The 25,211-nt window shown below is 57.7% G+C and carries 31 protein-coding genes and 1 pseudogene; 17 read left to right on the top strand and 15 right to left on the bottom strand.

The annotated features are described in order from the left end of the window. Positions 1–99: 99 nt before the first annotated feature. Positions 100–1,332 carry a GSCFA domain-containing protein gene (locus tag ASD36_RS18275; protein WP_060511701.1) on the bottom strand — a complete coding sequence of 411 codons (1,233 nt, stop codon included), beginning with the start codon at positions 1,330–1,332 and terminating at the stop codon, positions 100–102. 426 nt (positions 1,333–1,758) lie between these two features. Here ASD36_RS18275 and ASD36_RS18270 point away from each other — a divergent pair, with 426 nt between their 5' ends. Next, complete coding sequence (locus ASD36_RS18270; RefSeq protein WP_060511698.1) at positions 1,759–1,974, top strand: hypothetical protein; 216 nt, start codon at positions 1,759–1,761, stop codon at positions 1,972–1,974. 93 nt (positions 1,975–2,067) lie between these two features. Next, positions 2,068–2,499 carry a peptidoglycan-binding protein gene (locus tag ASD36_RS18265; protein ID WP_156393888.1) on the top strand — a complete coding sequence of 144 codons (432 nt, stop codon included), beginning with the start codon at positions 2,068–2,070 and terminating at the stop codon, positions 2,497–2,499. On the opposite strand, the gene ASD36_RS18260 is transcribed toward ASD36_RS18265, so the two are convergent. Beyond that, the gene (locus ASD36_RS18260) at positions 2,496–2,720 is read right to left on the bottom strand and encodes a hypothetical protein (RefSeq protein WP_060511694.1); all 225 of its coding nucleotides are present in this window, start codon (positions 2,718–2,720) and stop codon (positions 2,496–2,498) included. The two genes, ASD36_RS18265 and ASD36_RS18260, sit on opposite strands and share 4 nt — an antisense overlap. A gap of 117 nt (positions 2,721–2,837) precedes the next feature. On the opposite strand from ASD36_RS18260, the gene ASD36_RS18255 reads away from it, so the two are divergent. From ASD36_RS18255 to ASD36_RS18245, 3 genes are read left to right on the top strand one after another with little or no spacing between them, the layout of a single operon-like run. Continuing rightward, positions 2,838–3,143: a hypothetical protein gene (locus tag ASD36_RS18255; RefSeq protein WP_060511691.1), complete on the top strand. Its 306-nt coding sequence runs from the start codon at positions 2,838–2,840 to the stop codon at positions 3,141–3,143. Continuing rightward, positions 3,140–3,598, top strand: coding sequence for a hypothetical protein (locus ASD36_RS18250; protein ID WP_156393887.1), 459 nt, complete (start codon positions 3,140–3,142; stop codon positions 3,596–3,598). The genes ASD36_RS18255 and ASD36_RS18250 overlap by 4 nt, the downstream gene beginning before the upstream one ends. After that, entirely contained in the window at positions 3,576–3,905 is a 330-nt protein-coding gene (locus ASD36_RS18245; RefSeq protein WP_060511688.1) for a hypothetical protein, read from the top strand. Before ASD36_RS18250 ends, ASD36_RS18245 begins: the two co-directional genes overlap by 23 nt. Before the next feature lie 60 nt (positions 3,906–3,965). Here ASD36_RS18245 and ASD36_RS18240 read toward each other — a convergent pair whose 3' ends face one another. Then, a complete protein-coding gene (locus ASD36_RS18240) occupies positions 3,966–4,316 on the bottom strand; it encodes a hypothetical protein (protein WP_060511686.1) in 351 nt (116 codons plus the stop codon). Positions 4,317–5,007: 691 nt separating this feature from the next. Between ASD36_RS18240 and ASD36_RS18235 the strand changes: the two genes are divergently transcribed. Further along, positions 5,008–6,201 (top strand): flagellin, encoded by a 1,194-nt coding sequence (locus ASD36_RS18235; RefSeq protein ID WP_082562839.1) that lies wholly within the window; start codon positions 5,008–5,010, stop codon positions 6,199–6,201. A gap of 55 nt (positions 6,202–6,256) precedes the next feature. Here ASD36_RS18235 and ASD36_RS18230 read toward each other — a convergent pair whose 3' ends face one another. The 5 genes from ASD36_RS18230 to ASD36_RS18210 all read right to left on the bottom strand — a co-directional run bounded on the left by ASD36_RS18230 (position 6,257) and on the right by ASD36_RS18210 (position 10,991). Beyond that, on the bottom strand, positions 6,257–6,439 hold the full coding sequence (locus ASD36_RS18230) for a hypothetical protein (RefSeq protein WP_060511682.1): 183 nt from the start codon (positions 6,437–6,439) through the stop codon (positions 6,257–6,259). Then, positions 6,436–6,747, bottom strand: coding sequence for a hypothetical protein (locus ASD36_RS18225; RefSeq protein ID WP_060511680.1), 312 nt, complete (start codon positions 6,745–6,747; stop codon positions 6,436–6,438). Before ASD36_RS18225 ends, ASD36_RS18230 begins: the two co-directional genes overlap by 4 nt. Before the next feature lie 438 nt (positions 6,748–7,185). Continuing rightward, positions 7,186–7,494, bottom strand: a complete 309-nt coding sequence (locus tag ASD36_RS18220; protein WP_060511678.1) for a hypothetical protein — start codon at positions 7,492–7,494, stop codon at positions 7,186–7,188. Positions 7,495–8,420: 926 nt separating this feature from the next. Then, positions 8,421–9,173 (bottom strand): alpha/beta hydrolase, encoded by a 753-nt coding sequence (locus tag ASD36_RS18215; RefSeq protein WP_060511676.1) that lies wholly within the window; start codon positions 9,171–9,173, stop codon positions 8,421–8,423. A gap of 42 nt (positions 9,174–9,215) precedes the next feature. Beyond that, positions 9,216–10,991: a cytochrome c biogenesis protein DipZ gene (locus ASD36_RS18210; protein ID WP_060511674.1), complete on the bottom strand. Its 1,776-nt coding sequence runs from the start codon at positions 10,989–10,991 to the stop codon at positions 9,216–9,218. 320 nt (positions 10,992–11,311) lie between these two features. Between ASD36_RS18210 and ASD36_RS18205 the strand changes: the two genes are divergently transcribed. The 5 genes from ASD36_RS18205 (at position 11,312) to ASD36_RS31720 (ending at position 15,203) form a co-directional block, all read left to right on the top strand. Beyond that, on the top strand, positions 11,312–12,352 hold the full coding sequence (locus ASD36_RS18205) for an alpha/beta hydrolase (protein WP_060511672.1): 1,041 nt from the start codon (positions 11,312–11,314) through the stop codon (positions 12,350–12,352). 89 nt (positions 12,353–12,441) lie between these two features. Next, a complete protein-coding gene (locus tag ASD36_RS18200; RefSeq protein WP_060511670.1) occupies positions 12,442–13,182 on the top strand; it encodes a response regulator in 741 nt (246 codons plus the stop codon). A gap of 2 nt (positions 13,183–13,184) precedes the next feature. Further along, positions 13,185–14,498, top strand: coding sequence for a HAMP domain-containing sensor histidine kinase (locus ASD36_RS18195; RefSeq protein ID WP_060511668.1), 1,314 nt, complete (start codon positions 13,185–13,187; stop codon positions 14,496–14,498). 134 nt (positions 14,499–14,632) lie between these two features. After that, positions 14,633–15,049, top strand: a complete 417-nt coding sequence (locus ASD36_RS18190) for an organic hydroperoxide resistance protein (protein ID WP_060511666.1) — start codon at positions 14,633–14,635, stop codon at positions 15,047–15,049. Between the two features lie 28 nt (positions 15,050–15,077). Beyond that, positions 15,078–15,203 carry a hypothetical protein gene (locus ASD36_RS31720; RefSeq protein WP_277996007.1) on the top strand — a complete coding sequence of 42 codons (126 nt, stop codon included), beginning with the start codon at positions 15,078–15,080 and terminating at the stop codon, positions 15,201–15,203. Between the two features lie 55 nt (positions 15,204–15,258). Here ASD36_RS31720 and ASD36_RS18185 read toward each other — a convergent pair whose 3' ends face one another. Together ASD36_RS18185 and ASD36_RS18180 are read right to left on the bottom strand one after the other, a co-directional pair. Then, a complete protein-coding gene (locus tag ASD36_RS18185) occupies positions 15,259–15,618 on the bottom strand; it encodes an EF-hand domain-containing protein (RefSeq protein WP_060511664.1) in 360 nt (119 codons plus the stop codon). Between the two features lie 16 nt (positions 15,619–15,634). Further along, a complete protein-coding gene (locus ASD36_RS18180) occupies positions 15,635–16,273 on the bottom strand; it encodes a TetR/AcrR family transcriptional regulator (protein WP_244489857.1) in 639 nt (212 codons plus the stop codon). Between the two features lie 118 nt (positions 16,274–16,391). Between ASD36_RS18180 and ASD36_RS18175 the strand changes: the two genes are divergently transcribed. Continuing rightward, positions 16,392–18,002 carry an ABC-F family ATP-binding cassette domain-containing protein gene (locus ASD36_RS18175; protein WP_060511660.1) on the top strand — a complete coding sequence of 537 codons (1,611 nt, stop codon included), beginning with the start codon at positions 16,392–16,394 and terminating at the stop codon, positions 18,000–18,002. A gap of 9 nt (positions 18,003–18,011) precedes the next feature. Here ASD36_RS18175 and ASD36_RS18170 read toward each other — a convergent pair whose 3' ends face one another. The 5 genes and pseudogenes from ASD36_RS18170 to ASD36_RS18150 all read right to left on the bottom strand — a co-directional run. Then, positions 18,012–18,749 carry an SDR family oxidoreductase gene (locus ASD36_RS18170; protein ID WP_347360137.1) on the bottom strand — a complete coding sequence of 246 codons (738 nt, stop codon included), beginning with the start codon at positions 18,747–18,749 and terminating at the stop codon, positions 18,012–18,014. 7 nt (positions 18,750–18,756) lie between these two features. Beyond that, positions 18,757–19,725 (bottom strand): quinone oxidoreductase, encoded by a 969-nt coding sequence (locus ASD36_RS18165; RefSeq protein ID WP_060511655.1) that lies wholly within the window; start codon positions 19,723–19,725, stop codon positions 18,757–18,759. A 45-nt stretch (positions 19,726–19,770) separates the two neighbouring features. Continuing rightward, on the bottom strand, positions 19,771–20,343 hold the full coding sequence (locus ASD36_RS18160; protein ID WP_060511653.1) for a TetR/AcrR family transcriptional regulator: 573 nt from the start codon (positions 20,341–20,343) through the stop codon (positions 19,771–19,773). Positions 20,344–20,388: 45 nt separating this feature from the next. Beyond that, complete coding sequence (locus tag ASD36_RS18155) at positions 20,389–21,126, bottom strand: SDR family oxidoreductase (RefSeq protein ID WP_060511651.1); 738 nt, start codon at positions 21,124–21,126, stop codon at positions 20,389–20,391. 11 nt (positions 21,127–21,137) lie between these two features. Beyond that, positions 21,138–22,307 (bottom strand): annotated as a pseudogene (locus ASD36_RS18150) (aldehyde dehydrogenase family protein); the annotation flags it as partial. A gap of 42 nt (positions 22,308–22,349) precedes the next feature. Here ASD36_RS18150 and ASD36_RS18145 point away from each other — a divergent pair. The 5 genes from ASD36_RS18145 to ASD36_RS18125 all read left to right on the top strand — a co-directional run bounded on the left by ASD36_RS18145 (position 22,350) and on the right by ASD36_RS18125 (position 25,072). Beyond that, on the top strand, positions 22,350–22,610 hold the full coding sequence (locus ASD36_RS18145; RefSeq protein ID WP_060511703.1) for a hypothetical protein: 261 nt from the start codon (positions 22,350–22,352) through the stop codon (positions 22,608–22,610). 104 nt (positions 22,611–22,714) lie between these two features. After that, complete coding sequence (locus ASD36_RS18140) at positions 22,715–23,185, top strand: nuclear transport factor 2 family protein (RefSeq protein ID WP_060511649.1); 471 nt, start codon at positions 22,715–22,717, stop codon at positions 23,183–23,185. Positions 23,186–23,333: 148 nt separating this feature from the next. Further along, a complete protein-coding gene (locus tag ASD36_RS18135; RefSeq protein ID WP_060511647.1) occupies positions 23,334–23,582 on the top strand; it encodes a type II toxin-antitoxin system VapB family antitoxin in 249 nt (82 codons plus the stop codon). Next, positions 23,579–23,968 (top strand): type II toxin-antitoxin system VapC family toxin, encoded by a 390-nt coding sequence (locus ASD36_RS18130; RefSeq protein WP_060511644.1) that lies wholly within the window; start codon positions 23,579–23,581, stop codon positions 23,966–23,968. Before ASD36_RS18135 ends, ASD36_RS18130 begins: the two co-directional genes overlap by 4 nt. 678 nt (positions 23,969–24,646) lie before the next feature. Further along, positions 24,647–25,072, top strand: coding sequence for a lysozyme inhibitor LprI family protein (locus ASD36_RS18125; RefSeq protein WP_060511642.1), 426 nt, complete (start codon positions 24,647–24,649; stop codon positions 25,070–25,072). The last annotated feature ends 139 nt before the right edge of the window (positions 25,073–25,211 follow it).

The following is a 25,211-nucleotide window of genomic DNA, read 5'->3' as shown; positions in this document are numbered from 1 at the left end:
GGCCACAACTGATCCAGACCAACCCGCAACCGACATCGAAGCCCCTCCCATCAAACACCGGAAGTGAATCACGATTTCAATGTAAACGCAACTGTAGTACTAGGTAACAAGCTCCCAAGCACCTTGGAATGCTAAGAGAACCACGACAGCCTTAAGAACGAGCCCCGCTATATGTTCCAGGCGTTGCTTAACTGTGGATTTCGACCTAGCTAATTCTTGCGTTAGCCGTCGTTCGACGGCGCGGGCCGCCACCCTCTCCTTAATCCTTGCCTGCCGCTTCGCGTCCCGTTTCGCCTCGATGCTTTGTCGGCGGATCTCGGTGTATGTGAGGCCATCGGAATCCTGCCCGTTCATGCCGATTTTGACGTCTTCCTCCAAGGCGACCTTGAAGGTGCTGTTCAGGGCTTCCTGGGTTATACCCGGGGTGCAGTAGAATGCTTCGAACATCTGCATGTTGAAATTTAAAACGGGCTGCAGGACATGTCTCCGATCGACGTGCCACTGATTATTGAACAGCCGGATCACTGCCTCATAGCTTGGCATGTAGTGCAGCGCGGGGTCCGCGCTTCGCCCTCTTAGGAACTCGTCAAGGGCTCCCCGAATGACCGCTTTCGAAACTGCATCGGCGGTCAGGCATGAAACAGGCCTAAAGGTTGCAGTCAACGGTATTGGTGAGACTGAAAACAGGATGTGCGCCTCAGGCCGAAACTGGCGGATCAGCGCGTAAATCGCTTCTAAATTTTGCACGGTTTCTGCGTGCGTCGCCACCCGGAATTTATGTCTGGTTGGATCGTAACTATCTTTAGGGACTGCGCGCCAAAACACTTCGCCGGTTAAATCGTCGTACCAGATTTCCGACAGACCAAGGGTGATGATGAATAATTCTGCGGCGTCCAGCAGCGACTTGGTATCTGAGCGCACCGCTTCATCGTAGCCGAACTCTTCCGCTTTGAAGCCGTGCCAAAGGTCTCCCTTCGGAACTTTGTTCAGCCAAGCCCATTCAAATTGCTGGAGAATCGCAGAGGTATTAACAAGGCCGTCGCCCATCTGCGTGATGTAGGCTTGGTTCTCCTTTTTGGTCAGAACGTTGTACCCGCGACGATGCAGATAGTCGCTGATATTTGTCGCGAAACAAGATCCAAAGGCCACTATCGGGGTTTCCGTTGTGACAAACTTTGAAGTTGGCGCCCATCCCTTCATCACGTAGTCCGCGATAAAATTCGACTGCGAAAAGGAGTTGTTGGTGGGATGAAAGTTAGTGCTTTCCCCTCGAAAGAAACTCCCGGATGTTTTCTTGACCTCTCCATCCTGTACGTATTCGAATAGCGCCACTACAGCATCTCCAGTTGTGCATTAGTAATCACGCTCTTAGCGTCGATAGTCAATCGGCTCTGCAACCACATGTCGAAGCTTCGCTCTCCCATGCCTGAGACGCGGGATCAAATGGGCGAGATCAGCTCGTTTCAATGGCGGCTCTGGCGACACTAGGTGCCCGGAGCGGTCACCCGCTCCGGAGATGGGCTTGAGTTTCCGACCGCGCTCATCCGACGACGATCACGGATGGACCGTCACACCTTCCCCTCTCGGGGCAAAGATCATGACAGATTTTTGCGCAGTCGAAAAGAAGAAGGCGAGGCCTGATCGCCCCAGGCAGGCGAGAGCAGGCCTCTAACTGGCAGTCCGGGAGAGTGGTCCGGAAGCCAGCTGTTTAGAATCTGCCACGCCGCTCTTTTGTTCTCAACATCGAAGGAAATAATCATGACCGTTCGCAAGCGGACGACGCTGGGCGTTGTCCATGCAACTGCCACCCCTCCAGGCTGGGATAAGGGAGCCGCCGGCATCCGCGCCATCCACAAGGCGCAGGGCTGGTCGGATATCGGCTATAACGAAATCATCAATCCGAACGGCCAGGCCGAAATGGGCCGGGGGAAGATGACGGTTGGCGCCCACGTTGCCGGGTTCAATTCAATCTGATACGGCCTGTCGATGGTTGGTGGCGTCAAGGCCAGCAATAGGCCGGATTTCAACACAATCCGAGACGCGCAGCTTGCAACGCTTGAAAAGCGGATGCGCGAACTGTCGGCGGATTTCCCGGACATCAAGTGGTGTGGTCACGGCGACTTGTCGCCGGACAAGAATGGTAACGGCATCATTGAGCCGTTTGAGCACATCAAGGCTTGCCCCTGCTTTGATGTCATCCCATGGGCGCGCGAGCGCGGCCTGCCTGTCGCCGATATCAAAGGCAACTGGAAAACCGTCGTCCTTGAACCCGACAGCGCTCCCGTGCTCGAAGGGCCGGACACGCGCACGGCCTACCTGCAGCGGCTGCTCATGCGCGGTGGTTATGTCCTTGGGCCGTTCGATGGCGTCCTCGGGAGGAAAACGGCTGCCGCCATCCGTGCATTCCAGCTGGCGTCCGGCCTGGCCGAGACCGGCAAATTGGACGCTGCAACCGTCGCTCGCCTGCGGGCGGTCTTCGAACTGAAAACTGCCGCTTAATCCATCACTCGTTCTATCAGATATTTGGGGTGGTCGTCTCCGTTCACCATCTCACAAGCTCCCTGTTCGTCGACGGTAGAAACGATGAAATTCACTCTCGCTTCGTCAAAAATAGAGGCATGGAGGAGGGCGTCCTGCAACTCCGCCCGGCTCATCAATTCCGGGTCTCTCGCGAGAGCCCCATTTTGAAAAACACTCAACCGAAAACGAAACGGACGCATCCGTAAACCCTCCCAGCTCATCAATGCTGCACTGTGGTGAAGCAAAAAATACACCCGAAGTTTTCACAAAAATCAACATCAATTTGCGCGGCCAACGCCTCGCGGAAGGAACCTGCCATGAGCGTTATCAACTACGTCCCCGTCATCGTCCGCTACATCATCGTCTCGCTGATGGCGGCAATGTTCACCCACGGCTGGCTGTCGCCGGAGCACAACGCAATCCTTGGTGAAAACCTCGATATCATCGTCTCCGCAATCGTCGGCCTGTTGACGGTATTATACGCCCTGGTGAAACGGCCATCGGCCAAGGCGATGGAGGTGGCCAAGGAAATCGACGCGCAGATTCCGACCAAGCAAGACGTGGTGATCAAGACGCCGGGTAACGCGCCGGATATCATCGTCGTGGCGCCGGGGCAGAAATGATGACGGCGGAAAGTTACGCGGGTCCGGGGATCTGGATCCGCATACAGCACCGCTTCGGGCCGCGCATGACGGAGTGGATATGGGCCACGATCATGACTGCGTGGGGTATCTCTCTGTTACTGCCGGACCCGGTTTTTCATCAGCCTTCATTCGCGTTGTTCCGTGCCATGTTCGATGAGGACACGTTCGGCTGGCTGATGGTCTGCGTGGGGCTGTTGCGGTTGATCGGCCTGGTCATCAACGGCGCCCGAAAGAATGTCACCCCATGGATCAGGGTATTTTCAGCTTGCGTTGGCTTCATGGTCTTCGGTGGCATCCATTACTGCTTTGCCTATTCCTGCGTCATCAGCACTTGGATCGCGATCTATCCCATGCTCGCGCTTGTCGAGCTTCTCAATGCTTACCGTGCTGCGCATGACGCCGGAGAGAATTATGCAGTTTCAGGATATCAGTGATCTGCCGCCGCTTGCCATCATCGCTTTTGGAATAAGCCTGGGCATCCTCTACTTCGTCACCAAGGGCGGGTTTTCGAGCGGTCAGCGATCCGCTCCGGCCTCTGACCCCAGCAAAGCCCAGGTTGCGGCGGTAATAGTTGATCCGTCAGCCCTTAACCGTGTGACGGCTGGGCTAGAAGCGCAAACGTTCGAGATGACCAACAGTAGGAAGTCGCTGGAGCGAGCAGTTGAAGTTCTCTGCCGATTTGTCGATCGCCTTTGTGAAGAGGTCGATGACCTTAAGAAGGAGATGATCCGAAAACGATGAAACACCATGGACGCCTCAATGAAGAAAAGTGTGACAGAATGGGCGGTTGGCAGGGCAGGTCTAAACATGCCCAGCTCCATCGTCGATTGAAGATGGGACTAGTTGAGTTTGCACGACCGCATCCGTCGCATCCGGGTCGCCGCACCATTTGTAGACGGCAATTCCCGCATGGCGGAAGACAAGAATGGGCTGTTCGTTCTTGGATGAATCATTTCCAACTTCCCGATCGCCGGCAACGATATTTTCAACCTTGGTGCCAAGTTGAAAGCGATTGGATAGGAAAACCGCCAGATCGGAATAGTGGTCAATAGCTGGCTCAGTAGAAGAGTATTGCACTTCCGAACTTGGAGTGGCGCGGTGAATTGTTCTCAGCTTGTGGGATTCTACGAATTTTTGCTGGATGGAAGACATGACGTCCTCCTTTGTTGAGGCTAGGGCACGACAACCCTTAAGCGGCAGCGCCCGCACAATAGGCTGCCGAAGGCGCGACCTTGCGCCTGACGGTGACTATTAGCAAGAGAATAAAAGTAAGATCAGATTTCTGGTTTTTGAAGAGGAATAGGCACTGAGTCTGAGGCGGCCACAACGATGCCCACGATAATTAAAAGACCGAGCTTCACGTAGACCGTCAGGCGTTTCTCATGCCAGAGATATCGGCTGGACACATTTTCGAAAAGCATAATGATTGTTGACGATGTTCATGTGTCCAGAAAAGTGCCGAGTTTCTGAAAAGGTTCACTTTCCGCAGTCCGGCACGGGGCACCAGTTTTAGAGGTCACCATCCGGTAGGCGAAGGCGAGCGCCCCACAGCTTCCGCACAGTTTGAAAGAACGGGCGTGGAACATAGCGCGTCCGCAAGGTGTACGGTTTTCCCGCAAATCATGGGTTTGAGCGCCTACCCAGCGTTCGGGACGACCGGGCCTCAACGTTAGACCGGCAGCTGGTCAGGCTCATAACGTGAAGGCCGCAGGTCCAAATCGTGCGCGGGTAACCACATCGGGAAAAATGGTTGGATTTAATGCTTTATTAACCGCGATCCCTTTCTATCGTGGTTCTCACCTGTGCGCATGAAGCGCTTGATTCCATTTCATATTGAGCTTTCATGACTAGCATTTTGACAAACGCTAGCGCAACTTCTGCGCTCCATGTACTCCGTGCGCTCTCAATTTCCATGCAGGATACGCAGCGTGAAGTATCATCCGGCCTGCGTGTCGGGACAGCTTCAGACAATGCTGCCTATTGGTCTATCGCAACAACGATGCGCTCTGACAACAAAGCTCTGTCAGTGGTGCAAGACGCCTTGGGTCTCGGCGCTGCGACGGCTGATACCGCGTATGCCGGACTGGAAAGCGTGATCGGTGTTATCAGTGAAATGAAGTCGAAAATTGTAGTGGCCACTGAAGAGGGTGTCGATCGCAAAAAGGTGCAGGCTGAGATCGAGCAACTGAAAGGGCAACTTACCAGTGTCATCACTTCGTCCAGTTTTAGTGGAGTAAACTGGCTTTCAACCGATGGCGATGTCCGCACCTCTGTCGTGGCATCTGCGACGCGTGATGCGAACGGTAACTTCGGCGTCCAAACAACATCAGTAGATCTAGGTGATATCGCCCTTTTCACAGCCACAGGCGACGGTCTTTTACAAAAAAGCCCACCCCGAACGTACGGCGGCTTTGAGGCCTTCACGACCCCGACAGATACTTACAATTTTACCGGACCTTTCACGTTCTATGACGGAGACGAATTTCAATTCGATATTCAAGACGGGGCACTCCTCTATACGGCGACCGTCACGAAAGCGATATTTGACGCAAACGCCGGGCCCGATCGTGTGGTAGACAATTCTCTGGATTTTTGGAACCTCCTGGCGCAATCAGCTTGGGCTGCGGGCCCAAGTTTCTTCGGAAGCGGCAATCAAGCATTTGGCGTCGATTTCCCCAACCCCGTTAGTTTTTCCAACTTTCGTGTAACGGGAACGGCTTCGATGCAAATCATGGACGTCGACGTTGTATCCGAGAATGATATGGGAGCACTTCTTTCCAGAGTTGACGGTTGGCTTGAGAACACTATCGCTGCCGCTGCAAATGTCGGTGCTCTTTCTAGTCGCATATCTATGCAGGAAGATTTTCTAAACAGCCTCTCGGATTCGATCAGCCGCGGTATTGCTAAGCTTGTTGACGCTGAAATGGACACCGCTTCCACGAAGTTGAAGGCATTGCAAACACAAGAGCAGCTGGCGATCCAATCTCTGTCGATCGCAAACACGAACCCCGAGAACATCTTGTCGCTGTTCCGTTAGCGCCGCTGACTGCAGGCCGAACTGGGTCTAGCGGTGTAGTTCAGGGCTTTTCGTACTAGTTTCGCGTAATCTTGCGGCCTTCCCAATAATCATCCGCCAGGTGCTCCATGCAGCGCCGCTCGGTTATGGCTCGGCTGCGCTCGATGCCAAACGATCCCCGGCGCTTGCATCCATCATAATCGCACCAGTGCTCGAAATGCACCGGGGAGTTCGGGTGGACCATCCTGTCGTCGCTCATGAGTTTTCACCTTCGGGGTTGCTCGGCGTCATCACCCGCATACTCAGCTCCCAGTATTCCTCGACCTTCTGCACCGCAAGTGTCGCTGTGGGTTGGTAGCCAGTGTTCGGCAGAGGCGGAGCGCCGAGATGGGTCTTCGGAGTCCATCCGGACCATTGCCAAAGGCCCTTAGTCGTGCCGTGCAACTCTTTCCGGATTCGGCCAATCAGTAATTCGCCGTCCTTGCCCATCCAGTCGGTATCCCTTGGCGGGTCGTTCTCGTCCAGCTCGGTGCGGTGCCATTGGTATTTGGGCTGGTACTCGGTCATTGTTTCTTGCGCGTATCCTGTGGATAGGCGGTGCATAACTCGGTAATGTTGTCCTGGTTGTTCTACCTATGCTCCCGAAGTGGGCGGAGTCAAGAAGGCCAGCCGAGCATGCTGAGAATGGGTGTAATGAACGCCATTAGCGCGACGCCGACAGCGAGGAAAATCAGCGCGAGAAGGATGAGCTCTGGGAAGCGTTTAGGCATCAGGCCAGAATAGAGCGACGATCGAGTTTGGCAACTAGGATGGAAGCCAGCCGCAACGCACAGCGAGCAGCTAGCTTCCGTGTCGCATCCGCCTTTGCGACGGGCTTAAATAGCATTTCCTGTCGCTCTGATCAACTTTGAGGGGAACATTTGAGCCTAGTTTTGATGGCCAACTCTAATACTAAGCAACCCAATGTTCGTCGGCCATGCTCCCGTCGTCCACGCCAGCGGCCGGTTATCGCCCGCCCCTCAGAACCTCATCCTTCGCATCAAGCACAATCTTCAGGGTCCGGATCATAGCAGCCATCCCAAGCAGGACCGCCTTGGCATCGTCGTCTGACCCCTTTTCACATTTCCGCGCCGCAATCTCCAAGTCGTTCAGTGCGTCCTTTCCGGGACCATGCCGGACGCCGGTCTGCAATCTCATCTCGCGAATGGTGCGCGATCCTCTGGACATAAGCTTCATGCGCTCACCGACGCTGACCTTGCCGATTTCATTCGTGGCTCTGATTAGTTCGGAGATAAAATCGGTTGTGGTGGACATGTGCTGATGATTTGCCAACGGCGGGGGGAGTCCTTGTTGGCAATCCGAATGACTTCCAGATTTCCTTTTTCGGCCTCTCTACGCGATGCTGATTTTGTCAGCCGGCCGCCGAAGACGAGGCTCGCGGCTTCGGCGAGAGTGACAGGTTGATCGTCTCCGATATCTACAGTCATCATCTGCCCCCATGGTGGTCCTTGGACTCAATGAACGCTCGCATCTCGGGAAAATAGTTATCGAGCCGTCACCTTCCAGTTTTTTGGTGACACCCTTTTCCGCGGCTATGTCGGCAGTCGAGCGAATCAATCATTGTGACTTCATCCATGTTGCAGTCCATGTCGCGTGGATTCGCGGAGTGTCGCAGGAACCCGCCGGAAATCAAGGGAAGTGGATTGCAACACGACTGCAACACCGATCGGGCGACGGTCGCGCTAAGTGCTTGAAATTGTTTGGCTGGGGAGCCTGGATTCTCACATGATTTCAATGACTTATCGGAAAAGCCTTGAAATTCCCTCTGTTTTCCTGTCGCGAGCGACCGTGGATGCCACCTATGTGCCCTGGCATTGGGCATCAGTCAACCGGGCGGGCTGGCGGAAATAATTTCCGCTGTCCGACCACACGTTCGCGGCGAGGCGGCCACAGGGCTCCCGGCAGGTTTGCGCCCTTGTTTCGGACGCTGAGATCATCACCTCAGGCGCCTGAAAGCGGACATGCCTCCAGGACGCCGTTACGTCGCCGGTGCGCCAACGTGGGACATTCTGCTCAAAGCTCCAATCCGATCATCTTGGCATGATTAGAGCTCCCGGCACGACTGCAAGGCGATGCCCCTTTGGGAGAGTGCACCATCAGGACCGAAGGTTCGGTTGCGATAAGACTTTCGAGTGTTCAGTGGCGATCCACTTCTGCCGGATCGCCACATTGGCCTGGCGCTAGAGAGCTTTAGCCGCCTTTTCAATGACGTCTGCAACCTTCTGGGGCTGCGAGGCGAAGACGGCGTGGCTGGATTTAATCTCAGTCACTATGCTGCCGGCGCGCTTCGCCATCTCACGTTCCAGTTCAGGATTGATGGATCGGTCGTCGGTCGCGACAATGGACCAGCTCTGTTTCGTCTTCCAAGCGGGATCCCCTACCTTGGCTGAGAACGCGTCTTTCGAGGCGAAGACCTGCGACCTTGCCAGAAACGCTGCGTCATCTTTCGGCAGGTCCGCGGCGAAGTCGTTCGCGAAGGCGGCGGGGTCGAGATAGAGATACTTTCCGTCCTTCGTCTCGCGGATGTTCATGCCGCCAGCAGGCTTTGAACTTGCAAGGCTCAGCAGGCTTTCGCCCTTGTCCGGCTGGAACGCTGCGACGTAGACTAGACCAGCGACAACCGGGCTGTGGCCAGCCTCGGTGATCACCATTCCGCCATAGCTGTGACCGACGAGAAGCGTCGGGCCGTCCTGCAAATCGAGCACCCGGTTGGTGGCAGCGATATCGTCGGCGAGCGAGGTCATCGGCTGCTGCACGATCGTGACATTGAACCCGCGCTTGACGAGGATATCGGATGCGTTGCGCCAGCCCGAACCGTCGGCAAGTGCGCCATGGACGATGACGATGTTCTTGACCTCGGCGGCCTGTGCCGAGAATGCGATGATACTGGTGGCGAAGGCGAGTGCGAGGATCGAGATTGTATATCGGTTCATGCGTTTTACTCCTGTTGTCGTGGGGGGTGAGAACAGAGGGGCTCAGCCGAAGGTGAAAGCGTAGGCTTCGACGCCTGAATCGAGGAACCGGATTTCAAATGTCCGTTCCTGCACGTCGCCGGACTGGCGAACGAGTTGGTAGAGCTTTGTGGAGGTTATGGTGCCGTGGCCGTCAACATCAGTATCCGCGCCATGATCGGAACCGGGCGCCTTGCCGTCGATCGTCACCTGGAAGCGAACAGTTTTGCCGGCAGCGCCGGGTCCGAGGACCAGATGCAGGTCGCGGGCGCTGAAGCCGTAGACAATGCTGCCGTCCGGCTGGTCCAGCACGACGCGTTCGGCGCCAACCGTCCAGGTTCCGGAGAGGCCCCATTCATTCAGGCCCGGTTGCGTGACGGAATATGCGTTGGCAGTGTCGGCACGCAGGCCTTCCGGAGAGACGAAGCCCACGACGCGCTTGTAGCCGAGATAGCTCTCGCCGGAGCGAATGTTCCTGAGGTCGGGGCTCGCCTCGGCACCCTTGGCATCGGGCGTCACCGTTGTGGTCGTCGCCATCTCGTTGCCAGCTTCGCGCAGCAGATCCTGGATCGCCTGCTCGGTCTGGCGGTAGTTACCTTCGCCGAAATGATGGTAGCGGATCTGACCCTTGGCATCGATCAGGTAATGTGCCGGCCAATAGCTATTCTCGAACGCGCGCCAGATCTTGTAGTCATTGTCGATCGCAACAGGATAACCGATCCTGAAATCCTCGATCGCCTTTTTGACGTTGTCGATCTTCTTTTCGAAGGCGAATTCCGGGGCGTGGACGCCGATCACTACGAGGCCCTGATCCTTGTATTTTTCGGCCCAGGCGCGGACGTAGGGGACGGTTCGTATGCAGTTGATGCAGGAATAGGTCCAGAAATCGACGAGGACGACCTTGCCGCGAAGCTGTTCCGTCGTCAGCGGCGGTGAGTTCAACCATTCGACGGCGCCATTCAACGACGGTGCGCGACCCTCCACGGGAAGGTTGCTCCGGAACGGCCGATCTGGGTCGCTGACGGCGGCCGCAACGTCATTGCTGACCGTCTCGGCGGATGGTTCAGCGGCCGGCTTCTGGTGCAGTTGGTCAAGCACGACCTGCTCGAATGCGGTCGTGCTCGCATAGGAAAGCCGTGCAAGGAGGCCTGTGTCGAGGCCGAGCGCAATGACAGCGACGCCGGCCAGAACCGCGGCACCCAGCACCTGGCGAATACGTTCGCTGAGGCCGAGCGATCGTTTCATGCCGTTGAAGACCGTACCACTAACAATTAGGGCGATGGCAAGCGATGTTGCGGCGCCAGCAGCATAGGCGGTGAGCAGAAACGTTGTCTGGAGGTTGGCGCCATTCAACGCCGCGCCTGTCAGCAGAAGGCCGAGGATTGGCCCGGCGCAGGGAGCCCAGAGCAGCCCGGTTGCAACGCCGAGGATAAAGGAGCTTGCGGCAGTCGGCACGGAGCCAGGCCTGCCCGAGGCGTTCAACAACCTGTTGCCGAAATCGACGACGGGTTGGGTGATGATGCTCGCAATGCGTGGCGACAACAGACTGACCCCGAAGACGGTGAGCAGCAAGATCGCGGCGAGACGACCGTATTCATTGGCGTGGATCGCCCAACTCCCGCCGACCGCTGCAAGCGTTGCAACCAATGCAAAGGTGACGCTCATGCCAATTAGCATGGGCAGCGTGCTCCGCAGAAAAGGCTGCCCCGCGCGGGCAAAGACGAAGGGGAGAATGGGAAGGATGCACGGGCTGAGGATGGTCAGCGCCCCTCCGAGATAGGCAATGATGAGAAGTGTCATCGTCGTTTCCTTGAAACCGGTTAGTCGGGTTCTGGACGGCGATGTGGCACGACCAGCAACAGGGCCAATCTGGTCGGAGCGACGTATCCCGGATGTGTCGGGCTTCCATCGGAAGTGTACCGCAGTGTAGGACCCGGCCTATCCACGACAGAGTGATACAAATCGTTGGCAAGCCCGGCCGGCGGGTGTGCGAATTGTATCAGACTGTATCGAAGGCGCCGGAGGCTACATCCGCATTCAACTCCGGGCTTGACGGGACACACGCGAGATACGTGCAGTCGGCTTTCTTCACATCAAGATCAATCGATATGGAGAGAACGATGTCCCCTCAATTTAACCATCAGCGCCGCCGCTTCTTCGGTATCGCCGCCATGACCGTGGCTGCCACCCAATTGGGTATGGGTACGATCGCCCATGCCCAGACGAGCGCCGCGTCCCCGGCCTCGGTCAAGGCAGGAGGGCACACTGCGTTTGCAGCACTCAAGCAAATCAAGGCAGGCGTGCTGGATATCGGATATGCGGAAGCCGGCCCGGCCGATGGCCCTGTTGTTCTGCTTGTTCACGGCTGGCCGTACGACATCTACAGCTATGTCGATGTGGCACCGATCCTGGCCGATGCAGGCTACCGCGTGCTCATTCCCTATCTGCGTGGCTACGGCACGACGCGTTTTCTTTCGGACGAGACCCCGCGAAACGGCCAGCAGGCGGCACTAGCTGCCGACATGATCGCCTTCATGGATGCACTGAGCGTCGAAAAGGCGATTCTTGGCGGATATGACTGGGGCGCGCGCACCGTCAACATCATGGCGGCTCTCTGGCCGGATCGCTGCCAGGCGATGGTGTCCGTCAGTGGCTATCTCATCGGCAGCCAGGCTGCAAACAGCAAGCCGCTTCCGCCCGCCGCGGAACTCTCCTGGTGGTACCAGTTCTACTTCGCCACCGAGCGGGGTCGGCTCGGCTATGCCGCTAACACGCACGAGTTTGCAAAGCTTATCTGGCGGACAGCATCGCCCACCTGGACATTCGACGATGCGACCTTCAATCGATCGGCCGCCGCCCTCGACAATCCTGATCACGTGGACATAACCATCCATAATTATCGCTGGCGGCTCGGCCTTGCCGAAGGCGAGGAGAAATACAACTCCTTCGAGAAGCAACTCGCGATGGGGCCGGTGATTGGTATCCCGACGATCACCATGGAAGGCGATGCCAATGGTGCGCCCCATCCGCAGCCATCGGCCTATGCAAAGAAATTCTCGGGAAGATATGAGCACCGAGATGTTGCGGGCATCGGGCATAATCTGCCACAGGAAGCGCCGGAGGCATTCGCTCAAGCCATCATCGATGTCGCGAAATTCTGATGATGGGGCCCGTCGCGAGAAACCACTTTACTCGCGGCGGCCCACACGGAACTAATGTCGCGTAAGTGCGAATGTTTGAAAGGCCAGATATGGAGCATGTCGACCACATTCTGATTGTCGATGACGACCGCGAAATTCGCGAGTTGGTCTCGAGTTATCTGAAGAAGAACGGCCTTCGGACGGCGGTTGCCGCCGACGGTCGCCAGATGCGCAGCTTTCTCGAAGGCAACACAGTCGATCTGATCGTGCTCGATGTGATGATGCCGGGCGATGATGGCCTCGTGTTGTGCCGGAAACTGCGCGCTGGCAAGCACAAGGCAACACCGGTCATCATGCTGACGGCGCGCGACGACGAGATGGACCGCATCATCGGGCTCGAAATGGGCGCCGACGATTATCTGCCGAAGCCGTTTGCGGCGCGAGAACTCCTTGCCCGCATCAAGGCGGTGCTGCGGCGCTCGCGTATGCTGCCGCCCAACCTGCAGATAAGCGAGGCCGGGCAACTGTTGACGTTTGGCGATTGGCGGCTCGACACCGTCGGTCGGCATCTTCTGGACCGGGACGGAACGGAAATAGCCTTGAGCGGCGCCGAGTACCGGCTGTTGCGGGTATTCATCGATCATCCGCAACGCGTGCTCAATCGTGACCAGATCCTGAACCTCACGCAAGGCCGCGATGCCGAACTGTTCGACCGCTCGATCGACCTTTTGGTCAGTCGCCTGCGCCAGCGGCTTGGCGATGATGCGCGCGAACCGACCTACATCAAGACGGTGCGGGCCGAAGGCTATGTGTTTTCTGTCCCCGTCGAAATCTCGGTACCCAGGACATGAGTATGGGCGGCACGTCCCGCTTCGGCTGGTGGCCAGGCACCCTTCGCTCGCGATTGTTCCTGATCCTTTTTGGCGGACTGGCGGTCGCGTATGGCTTGTCCTTCAGCATTCTTTTTGCCGAGCGCTACATGTCGGCCAAGGCCGTCATGCTCGGAACGTTGGAAAGCGATCTGGCAACGTCGATCGCTGTTCTCGACCGTCTTCCCTCCAACGAGCGACCCGATTGGCTCGATCGCCTGAGCCGTGGCAGCTACCGCCTCGTTCTTGGTCCCGGCCTTCCGGGTGTTCCGGATTTGTCGGGGCGTGGTGCGGAGATCGCGGATCGGATAGGGCAGGCGGCGGGCAACAGGTTTCCGATCCGCGTCGAAGCCATTCCGGGCGACCATATGCGGCTACAGGCGCATCTGACGCTGTCGGACGGTTCGCCATTGACAATCGATGTGACCCCGCGCGGGGTAATGCCCTTGGCCAAATGGCTGCCGTATGTCTTCGCAGCCCAGATGGCGCTGCTCATTCTCTGCACCTGGTTTGGTGTGCGCCTTGCAATTCGTCCGCTCGGCGCTCTCGCCGCTGCTGCCGATGCACTCGAACCGGGTAAGAAGGGCTCGCCCCTGAATGAAGATGGTCCGAGCGAGGTTGCCCACGCGGCGCGGGCCTTCAACGCCATGCGTGATCGTATCGCACACTACCTGGAAGAACGTGTGCAGATCCTTGCGGCAATCTCCCATGATCTGCAGACGCCGATCACGCGCATGCGGTTGCGCGCCGACATGGCGGACGATAGTTCCGAAAAGGACAAGCTGGTGAGCGACCTGCGCGAAATCGAGCGGCTGGTGCAGGACGGAATTGCCTATGCGCGCAGTTCGCACGGCAATGGCGAAAAAAACGCGCGCATCGATCTTGCATCCTTCATCGATAGCATCGCCTACGACTACCAGGACGTCGGAAAGACGGTTTCGGTAATTGGCATCGTTCAGGGGACTGCCCTAACCAAGCCGCATGCGTTGCGACGTATCCTGAGCAACTTCATCGATAACGCGCTCAAGTTTGCCGGTGCTGCTGAGATGAGTGTCGAACGATCGGGCGAGGGAAACACCGTCATTACGGTCACCGACGATGGACCGGGCATTCCCGACGACAAGCTGGAGGCCGCCATGCAACCGTTCTACCGCGTTGAGACTTCGCGCAATCGGGACACAGGAGGCACAGGGCTTGGACTGGCGATCGCCCAGCAGCTTGCCGTCTCGATCGGTGGTACTGTGCGGATCTACAACCGCGATGGCGGCGGGCTTGCCGCGGAAATAGCGCTGCCCTGAAGAGGGCCTGGGCGCAGCCTCTACGCTGCGATACAATTCCACCATTTTCGAAAACATGCTGGATACGTGGATGCGGCAAAACACATCCGTCAATCACGTCGCGCTCTGCGACCGAACGAACGAAGGAGTGTTCCATGACCAAGATCGAAAAAGTTCTCTACACTGCCAAGACCCATACCACCGGCGGACGCGACGGTGCGGCATTGAGTGACGACGCGCAGCTCAATGTAAAGCTTTCGCCTCCGGGCAGCGGCAAGCCCGGTACGAATCCCGAGCAGTTGTTCGCGGCGGGCTGGTCAGCCTGCTTCATCGGCGCCCTGGGCATTGCCGCTGCCAAGCGCAAGATCCGATTGCCGGCAGAGACCGCCATCGACGCGGAAGTTGATCTCGGTATGGCAGGAGACGCATATGGCCTGCAGGCGCGCTTGAACATCAGCCTACCGGGTATAGATCCGGAGCTGGCGCACGTGCTGGTCGAGGAAGCCCATCAGACCTGCCCCTATTCGAAAGCCACGCGTGGTAGTATCGCGGTCGAGCTGAATCTTGCCTGATCAGGCTCGTGAATCAATGGAGCGTCCTATGAAACGCCTGATCGTTGGCATGCTGGCGCTCGCGGTTTTTGCAGCGCCTTGCATCTATGACGTGTTTTCGACGGAACCATCGCCCATGGCGGCGCTGGCTGCAGTCGTCGGCCTTCAAAGGTAGAGGGACGGAAATCGGGAACGGAGCGACTATGGAAAAAGTCGCTCCGTTTTTGCCATCAAGGCTCATCGGTTTCTTTCTCGAGCAAACGAGCAGCTTCGATCGCCAACGGATCGGCCTTGAGAAGAAGGTAATCCAGCATTGATTTCAGGCTCGGATCGCAAAGGTCGGCCGGCATCAAAAGGCCTGTCGAATTCATTTCATCCTGGCTGACCAATCCGTCACTATCGTGGTCCATGCGTTCGCTATAGTCGACGGTTGGCTTTCCCTTCTCATCGGTGGCGATGCCGGGTTTCAGGATCTCGTTGAATGTCTTGAATTCATCAGAGTTGAGTTTTCCGTCTCGATCCTTGTCGAATTTTTCAAACGCGTTGTTGAGCATCTGCGACAGGGGGCTGGCATTGTTGATTGTCGTCACGATTTCTTATCTCCGTTCAGTGTGATTTCGGCGTCATAGCAGTCTGGAAAATGGTCCATCGGCTATCGAAGACGCGGCGGCATTCGGCTTCATCGGGCGCGTCGCACAGGCCAAGGCGAATGCGGTTGTTGGCGCCTTCCAGCAGATCGACCAGCACGCCGCATAATTCAGATGGATCGCCCGCTATGATGGCGCCTGCAGCCTGAGCAGCGAGGATCGCGCCGACCATGGGTTCCAATGCTACGCTCGACCAGATGGCCAGCCTTTCCCGAAGGGACGCGGACAGCACGGCCTCTGCGGCAACCGACAAGTAGAAGGCCGAATAGTCCCTGTCCGTGCCGAACAGAAAATAGCGGAACGCGACTGCATGGAGGGCGAGCAGGGGCTCTTCGTGCTGCATGGCCGCTTGTGCGAGTGCTGCGCGAAACCGAATGAGATCGCGCTCAACCACGGCCTCCAGGAGCGCCTGCTTGTTCGGGTATCGCCGATAAAGGGTATGTTTGGAGATCGCCTGTCTTGCTGCAATTTCCTCCATCGAAGCATTGGCAACACCCTTTTTGGCAAAGGCGGCGCGGGCGTCGTCCAGAATCTGCCTGGTGAGGTTCGCCGCCCCCTCGCGTGTCGGTCGTCCGCCAGGACGTGGTGGTTCTGTCATCATTTGGCCCCGAGGTATTGAATGGAGAGGGACCTGATAGTGGTGACCATTGTCTGTACCTGTGATATTTGATAACAGCACGCTATCGTGTCGTTAATTTTGATGCAACGGGTTTCACATGTCTTCGATCGTGCTTTCAGGACTTTCCTGGACCAAACCGGAAGGTGATCAGGTCTTTCAAGGCCTGGACCTGTCGGTTGGAAAGGAGCGTGTCGGTCTGGTCGGCCGAAACGGCGTGGGCAAAACGACCCTGCTGAACATAATTGCCGGCGTCCTTCCACCATCTGCAGGCTCCCTGTCCATCGAGGGCAAGGTCGTGCTCGTCCGACAGATGCTGGACGCAGGTTCACGCGAAACGGCGGCCGATCTTTTCGGTGCACGGCAGGCTATCGAGTTGCTCGCCCGAGCAGAAAGCGGTACCGCCAGCCTGGAAGATCTTGCGGAGGCAGACTGGACAGTGAGGGAGCGGATAGTCTCGTCCCTTGTCCGTTTTGGGCTGGCTACCGAGCCGGATACGCTGCTCAGCCGGTTGTCGGGTGGGCAGCGTACGCGGGCTGCGCTCGCTGCGGCCCTCTTCAAGGAGCCGGATTTTCTTCTTCTCGATGAACCGACCAACAACTTGGACAGAGCCGGTCGGCAAGCAGTCATCGACCTCCTCGGCAGATGGAAAGGTGGAGCCATCGTCATCAGTCATGATCGCGAACTGCTTGAACATATGGATGCCATCGTCGAACTGACCACGCTTGGGGCGAAACGCTACGGCGGAAACTGGAGCGCCTATCGGTCGGCGAAGGCAATCGAGTTGAATGCCGCTCAGCAGAACCTGGCGCATACCAAAAAGACGGCCGAGGAAATCGAGCGCAAGGCGCAGGTCCTTGCCGAACGGGAGGACAGGCGGAATGCATCGGGTACCCGCAGAGCAGCCAAGGGGGACATGCCAAAAATTCTTCTCGGTCGGCGCAAGAGCAATGCGGAGGCCAGCCGAGGCAACGTGACGGAACTTGCCGAGCGCCAGCGCGCCGATGCGCTGGACGCGGTTTCCTCCGCCAAGGCTCGGATCGAGGTGCTGCAGCCATTTTCCGTACAACTTCCGGCGACAAACCTGCCTGCCGCTAAGGCCGTGCTGTCGCTCGACAGTGTGACTGCGGGCTATGATAACGAGCATCCCGTTATCCGCGATCTTTCCGTCTCGATCGTCGGTCCGCAGCGTGTAGCGCTTTCCGGCCCGAACGGGTCTGGCAAAACGACGCTGCTGAAGGTAATCGCGGGAGAGATTGTGCCCATCATCGGCAAGGTCATGGTTTCAGTCCCTTCCGCGATGCTGGACCAGAGTGTCAGCCTTCTTGATCGCAATGAAACGATCCTCAACAATTTCAAGCGACTGAACCCCGGCACGACGGAAAATGCCTGCCGGGCCACTTTGGCCAGTTTTCGTTTTCGTGTGGATGCCGCCCTCCAGCGCGTGGAGACTTTAAGTGGAGGGCAGATCTTGCGCGCCGGCCTCGCCTGCGTGCTTGGCGGCTCCAGCCCGCCGTCGCTGCTGATCCTCGATGAACCGACCAATCATCTCGACATCGAGTCCATCGAGACGGTGGAAGGCGTGCTGAGGGCCTATGACGGCGCGCTTTTGATCGTCAGCCACGATGACGCCTTCCTCGACAATATCGGGATAGACACCTACGTCGAGCAACCCGCCCACAAATGTGACAGCGGTGCGGGTTGCCAATGAGTGACCGATTTAAAGCACGAACCCGCCATCTATCGTGAGGCTCGAACCCGTCATATACCCTGCCTTTTCGCTCACCAAATAGGAGGCAAGAGCCGCGATTTCGTCGGGCTGACCAACACGCTTGAGAGGGATGACATTTACCAGTCCAGCCACCATGCTGGCCGTCATGTCCGTTTCCGTTGGCCCGGGCTGAATGTTGTTCACCGTGATGCTCCGCGGAGCGAGGTCCAGGGCCGCGCCCTTGACCATCGCGGCGACCGCAGCTTTCGTCATCGCATACACGCTCCCGCCGGAAGAACCTGTCCGCACCGCGGTGTTGCTGCCGATCGTTACGATTCGTCCCCCATCCTTCATGTTCAGCGCTGCTGCCTGGATGGCGAGAAATACGCCGCGAACATTAATGGCAAGCGAAACGTCGAGGTCGTCCAGGGTGACATTTTCGATGCTGGCTAGTTTCAGCACTCCGGCATTGACGATTGCCGCATCCAGTTTGCCAAATCGGTCCACCGTGTCTCTGACAGCGCGGCGTATTGCATCAGGGTCGGCGCTATCTGCTTGGATCGCCATCGCGCGACCGCCGGAGGCTTCAATATCGGTCACGACCTGCCGCGCTTTTTCCGATTGCGAGACATAGGTTATCGCGACCCAGAAGCCGTCCTGAGCCAACTGTCTGGCGATGGCAGCGCCGATCCCGCGTGATCCGCCGAAGATGAGTGCTGTTTTCTTGGGAGATATAGGGGTCATCATGTTATCCTTAGGGTAAGAGCAGCAGCTTGCCGGTCGTGCGTCGGCTTGCCATGTCAGCGTGTGCCGATGCTGCATCTTCGAGAGGATAGCTTCCTCCGATGTTGATTTTCAGCGAGCCATCCAGGATCCAGTCAAAAAGCTGGGTGGTGCGGGCGCGAAAGCGTTCGGGTGAGAATATATGGTCGGAGAAGACCGCGTAGCCGATCTTGATGCTTTTCGGCAGGATCATGATATCGATGAGGCCCGGCCCACCCAGAACGGGGCCGTACCAGCAAAAGGTCCCCGCACGGCGCAGGCTATCGAGAGAACCCTGAAAGGTCGTGGGGCCAGAACCGTCATAGACAACGTCGACACCCCTGTCGTTCGTCAAATTCAGGACGTGCTGCGCGAAGTCTCCCTGGCGATCGACGATGACATGCTCGGCGCCTGCCTGTTTGGCGATGGCGACTTTGTCTTCGGAAGAAACGCGCCCGATGACACGGCCGCCGCGCAGCCGGATGATCTGGGTCAGGAGCAGGCCGACGCCTCCGGCGGCAGCGTGGACCAGTGCAATGTCGCCCGGCTGAACCGGGTAGAAATCGGTGGCGAAGTGACTGGCCGTCAATCCCTGCATCATGATTGCCGCGGCTGTCCGGTCATCGATGAAATCAGGCAGGCGAACCAGGGAACCTACAGGTATCGAGATGCGCTCCGCGTAGCTTCCTGGAGCGTAGACCCAGGCCACGCGATCACCCGCGGAGAAATCCGTCACGCCGTCGCCAACTGTGAGAACGCGACCTGCACCCTCGACGCCGAGTATTTTGGGATTTGCGATCTCGGTCCAGGCCATGCCTTGCCGGACACCAATGTCCATGAAATTCACACCTGCCGCGGCAATCTCGACGAGAACATGTCCCGGTGCTGCGGCGGGCTCCGGATGTTCGATGACTTCCATGACATCGGTGTTCCCGATGCCGTTCATGACGACTGCTTTCATTTTCAGTCCTTTCTTGACTGTTCGTTCCAGAATTAGGGAAATTTTTTACCGTGGCATGAGTGCGCGGAGCGCCAACCGTGCGAGGGACTGCAGCACCTCTGGCCCGGCACCCCCGCGTGCAGCAATCCGAATACCGGCGATGCTGGCGATAAGAAAATCAAGCACCGCATCTGGCGACACCGATTGGTCCAGATCCCCGGCGTCCTGAGCCAGCGTGATGCATTCCCTTGCCGCCTGTCTCAACCGATGATCGGCCGCAAGATGCACCTCTGTCAGGTCCGGGCGGCTTTGGCCGAATTCGCAGATCGAGTTGACGCCGAGGCATGCCCGGTCGGCTTCCGCCACCACCCGATCCATCATTGCGGCAATGCCATCAACCGCGCGCTCCTTGCCGCGCAATTCGCGAATGTGCGCTTCGGTCTCTGCGGATGCATAGCGCTCCACCGCGAGGCGATAGAGGGCCCATTTGTCGCCGAACGTGTCGTACAGGCTCTGCCGGCCGATCTTCATGGCCGTAACCAGAATCTCCGTCGATGTCCCGTCGAAGCCGTGCTCCCGGAATACACCCACTGCTGACTCCAGCGCCTTGTCCCTGTCGAATTCCTTGATCCTTGCCATAAGGGTTGAGATATGGATTCTGGAACGAACAGTCAAGAATAATCGTCACCAGGGCAATGGTCCATTTTCGTTGAAATAGCCCCCGCTGGGGCCACTGTCGGGAAGTGTCGCCAGGTCCACGACGATTTTCGCACCTTGTTTCACCGTGCGCGTGCCGGCATGGCCGTTGAGATCGGTTGCGATATGGCCCGGCGTCGCCGCATTGATCGTTATATGCGCATGCGAGGGGTGACGCCGGAAAGCATTGGCATACTGCAGGCTTATCATCGTCAAGGCGGCCTTTGACGAAGCATAGGCAACGATGGTGTCCGACTGACCGAAGGGCGTTGCCGGATCGCTGGTGAGCGTCATGGAGGCGCTGGTGCTGGTAATATTGACGATCCTCGGATGCGGCGATCTTTGCAGTAGCGGTAGGAATGCGCGGATGGTGCGCACAGTGCCAAAGACGTTGACGTCGTAAGTTGCCAGCATGTTGACCGCATCCGTCTCCAACGCGGGCACACGATGGAGGACGCCCGCGTTGTTGACGAGAATGTCGAGCAATCCTTCCCGGTCTTCGATGTGTCGTGCCGCGGCCACGATGCTCGCTTCATCGGTGACGTCGAGCGCAATCGCCACCACATCCGCTGCTTCTCTCGTTAGCTCGTCCGCCGCGGCTTGCCCGCGCTCGCCATCCCGGCTGCCAAGATAAACACGCATTCCGAGCCCGCCAAGCTGGCGGGCAACCTCTTTGCCAAGTCCCTTGTTGGCGCCAGTAATCAGCGCAACAAGCTTCTTCGTCATGGGTTCGCTCCTCAGCCAAGGACTGCGCGGGGTTCAAGAAAGGCCTCGAGGCCGAAGACGCCGAATTCGCGTCCGAAACCGGATTGCTTGAAACCACCAAAAGGTGCCAGCGGTTCATGCGGTGCGCCGTTGAGAATGACGCGGCCGGCTTCGATCCGGCCGGCCACACGCCGCGCCCGGGAGATGTCGGAAGAGAACACTTGGGCCTGCAGGCCGTAATCAGTGTCGTTTGCGATCGTGACAGCCTCGTCTTCATCACGGTACCGAATGAGGGAAAGAACCGGTCCGAATATCTCCTCGCGCGCGATGCGCATGTTGTTGTTTACCCCTGTAAAGATGGTTGGACGCACGAACCAGCCTTGCGACAGCTCTTCCGGCCGTCCCTCACCGCCGGCGAGCAGGCTGGCGCCTTCTTCCTGACCCAGCCTGATATAGTACTGGACGCGGTCCCATTGTTTCTGGCTGACCATGGGGCCGATGCGGACGGTCTTGTCTTTGGTGTTTCCCACCTTGAAATCCTTCACCGCCTCCTGGAGCCGGGCTTCGATCTCCTCGAATTTGCTGAATGGCGCAAGAATGCGGGTTCCGGCAATGCAGGCCTGCCCGCTGTTGAGGAAACCCGCTGCCAAAACCTGGGGAAGTATGACGTCGAGGTCGGCATCCTCGAGAATGAGGCTGGGGCTCTTGCCGCCAAGTTCCATCGTCACGCGCTTCATGGTTTCCGCGGCCGAGCGAACAATCGACCGGCCGGTGGCCGTGGATCCGGTGAACGTGATCTTGGAAACATCGTGGTGGGCAGTGAGCGCGGAGCCAACGACGGCGCCGTAGCCGGTGACGATATTGAAGACGCCTTCGGGAAGGCCTGCCGCGTGCAGGCACTCCGTGATCACATGCGTCTGGATCGCGCTCATCTCCGAAGGCTTGATCACCATAGTGGCCCCGGCTGCAATGGCGGCGGACAGCTTTCCGCAGATGAAGCCATAGTTGCTGTTCCAGGGGGTGATTGCCACGGCGACACCGGAGGGGCGCATCTCGACCTCGGCAGTCCCGATACGTCGCCTGAAATCATAGTTTGCCAGTGTCTTGGCCATGTCCAGAAAGACGTTGCCCGCTCGTGGCGCGGAAAACTCAATGAAGTTCGAAGGTGCGCCATACTCCTCGCGCATGGCGTCGATGAGGTCATCCGGACAGCCAATGCATTCGATGTCGAGGCAACCTTGTCCATGTTTGCACCGGATGCGGTCATCGATGATGTCTCGGTGGGCGATCGCTTCGCGGGAACTGACGGCGTTCGCCAGTATCTCGAGCGGTTCTTTGTTGGCTACCACACCGCGACCAGGCTCTTGTCCATCGAGATGCTCGATGACCGCACATCAGATGTCCGCGTCGATTTCACCGGCGACTTCGGCCATGAGATCGGCATCCTCACGATTGTCATCAATGCGGCCGGACTGATCGAGCGGATCGACGCCGACCTCGAATAGCGGTTTCACCCAAACTTATCCCACCAGAACCCTCGGCTCCCGTGGCGCCGAGGCCGGGAAAGTTTTGCATTCCGCAGGCCTCCGGCATGACAAGGAATTTATTCATGACAACATCATCCCCCCTCACGCAAGACGCCGCCGACAGGCTGGCGGTTGTCGAAGCCCTCTATCGCTTCGCAGCGGGCATCGATCTGCGCGACCAGGCGCTTCTGTCATCGTCGCTTGCCGAAAACGCCGTGTCTGACTTCCGGCCAGCCGGGGCAAAGGCGGGTTTCGAATATCCGGTGATCGAGGGCAGGGATGTCATCGTTACGGCCCTGTCGACATCGCTTCGCTCTGTCGACACGACCCACTCCGTCAGCAATCCTCGCGTCACCATTGATGGCGATACCGCCCGGATGGACGTGCTCGTGGAAGCCCAGCATGTTCTGCGCAGCGATCCATCACGATTTTACATGATGAAGAACCGCTACGATGTCGAACTGGAGAGGAGGGGTGATGTCTGGGTCGTCACGCGCAACACGGTCGACAATGTCTGGCGTTCCGGGGACCCGGCCGTGCTTGCAGACATCTAAACCTGAGCGGGTCACTGAAAAGGCGGCAGGAGCATGCTCCCGCCGCCTTCTCGCGCCTAGTTTACAAGATATGCTCCCTTGGACACTGTGGCGCGATAAGGTAGAATGGTAGAGAATTGGCTGACTAGGTAGAATGGAGCGTCTCCACATGAGCCTGAACGTGAAAGACCCTGAAGCGCATCGCCTCGCTCAGGCGATTGCCCATGCGACTGGGCAGAGCATGAGCCGCGTGGTGACTGACGCTCTGCGTGAGCGATATGCGCAAATTGAAAAACAGAGAGGCAGGGCTTCTGTCGAGGAACTTCTGGCGATCGCTGAGAGAGCTGCAGCCCATTTAAAGCGACCTTATGCCGATCACGCCGAGCTCCTCTATGACGAGGACGGTCTGCCGAAATGATTATCGACACATCCGCCATGGTGGCGATCCTTTATGGCGAGCCGGAGGCTGATGCCTTCACGCGACTGATCCACGCTTCCGCAACCAGCCGCATCAGTGTTGCAAGCTATTTGGAACTGTCCATGGTGATCGAAAAACAGCTTGGGCCGGAGGGCATGAGGCAGGCCGATGCGTTCTTTCGCCGTGCAGCGATCGACATCGAGCCTGTGACCGTCGAGCAGGGCCATCTTGCCCGACAGGCATTCCTCGATTTCGGGAAGGGCAGGCATAGAGCTGGACTGAATTTCGGTGACTGTTTTGCCTATGCTCTCGCCAGAGATTTCGACGAGCCGTTGTTATTCAAGGGCAACGACTTCACAGAGACGGACATTCGTTCGGCAGCATGACGCACGAACTGGTATGATGGGCTGGGGCTGACGCGCTGACTGGTGCTTCGGTCCCGGAAGCGTCTCCGCTTTCGGTTCGTTCGAGTCATCGACCACAAGAATTGTCTTGTAGAAGTGGGTCCCCAGCCGTCTTTTTACAGAGATCCGGGAATCGCCGGGAATTAGCGGACGTCGCATGGTTTTAACGCGAAATCGTGCCAAGCATCTGCAAAGACGTCACTTTTTTTGGTGGGAATGGCGACAATTAAATGTAGAAAATCGGTCCAAAAATGGCTTGCCTGGGGACCTTGGATTCTCACATTATTTCAATAGCTTAGTGGAAAAGCCTTGAAATTCCCTCTGTTTTCCTGCCGCGAGCGACCGTGGATGCCACCTTTGTGCCCTGGCTTTGGGCATCAGTCAACTGGGCGGTCGAGCGGCAATAATTTCCGCTCTTACGAAGAAGGTTACAGTGCCCGGGATGGCCGCTTCGCGCGCCCATGTCGGTCGTTCACGATACCCACATCGGTCCCGGAAGCGGTCAGACCGCTCTTCGATTGGTCACGGTAGTGACAAGGAGGTTGCAGACCGCACACGAATGGCATCACAACCTAGAAATTCCATAGTTGATCGCACCTTTGCGGCATGCAAACTTGACTTGCCAATGGAGACGCGCCTGGCTGTTTAGGAGACAAATGAATGATAGCATTCAATCGATCATGGACCGTTCTCACGGTCCTCTTGCTGGCAACCTTTGGGAACGGCCCCGCATTTTCCAAAGATTCCGACCAAGGGCAAAAGGACTGGCAAGCGTGTATAGACAAGTCGGACGGCAGTAACGCGTCGTGGGGCGGCTGTGGGCAGGTCTGGCTGAAGCAGGAAGACGAGAAATTGAACTCGATCTGGCAAGAAATCTACGGACAGAGCACTGGGCAGACGAAGACCGATCTTCTGGCCGAGCAGCGCCTCTGGAACACATACAAGGAAGGTTCGTGCCAGGTTTACGCGAACGGTGATTGGGGCGCGGAACGGATGGTGTTGGACTACGTTACATGCCGGGCAAGTGTAATCGATCAACGGATCACCGACCTCGAAAGCTACGGTGACCTTTTCAAGGGCAATTAGCGGTCCTTAGATCTCCTGCTTTCCTGCATGAATCGAAGGCAGCTTAGCGCCATCATGCACGAACCCGCTTCGCGGGAGGGAGTGCGCGGCGAGTTTCGCATGATTATCTGAGGTTCTAGGCAGGCTGTTGGTGTTGCCT

Origin of the sequence: Rhizobium sp. Root1334, from assembly GCF_001426665.1 — a bacterium.
GTDB lineage: Bacteria > Pseudomonadota > Alphaproteobacteria > Rhizobiales > Rhizobiaceae > Pararhizobium.
This window is presented reverse-complemented; position numbering and strand designations above follow the sequence as displayed.